The 504-nt window shown below is 34.5% G+C and carries 1 protein-coding gene; it reads right to left on the bottom strand.

The features are described 5' to 3' along the window. The coding region (locus tag ACP5SP_RS08170; RefSeq protein ID WP_428076592.1) for an alcohol dehydrogenase catalytic domain-containing protein at positions 1–217 on the bottom strand (217 nt) is incomplete at its 3' end. Positions 218–504: the final 287 nt, after the last annotated feature.

Here is a 504-nt window from a genome sequence, read left to right as displayed (position 1 = left end):
CTGCTTCACTTCCCACGTCAATGATGGTTCCTACAAATTCATGCCCTGGGATTCTGGGATAGGAAGCAAATTCAAGTCCATGATATAAATGCACATCTGTCCCACATATCCCACAAGCATCGACTTTAATTATGACATCTTCAGACGTTTGTATCATCGGATCAGGTATCTGTTTTATTGAAACTTGTCCTGGCTTTTCAACTACTAAAGCTTTCATTCTTATGCACCTTCCTTTTTATAAAATATGAATCAATTCAATTTTGAAACTTCTTGCTATTCCTTAATTCTATTTTGGACATCACCTCACAACAACCTGCCACCAGGGTGTAAAATTTTTTATCATCCGAAATTTATTTTTCAAAGATCTTGAAAGTACTCAGATCCAATTTTAACCTCAATTCTTGAATGTATCCTTCTGTATGATGTATTTTTGATCCTGCAACAGAATTTTTATATCTTCTTCTGTTTTAAAAGACCATGTGTTGGAATTTGGAGTAAGTCTAT

It is taken from the genome of Caldisericum sp. (assembly GCF_049967455.1).
Lineage (GTDB): Bacteria > Caldisericota > Caldisericia > Caldisericales > Caldisericaceae > Caldisericum > Caldisericum exile_A.
This window is presented reverse-complemented; position numbering and strand designations above follow the sequence as displayed.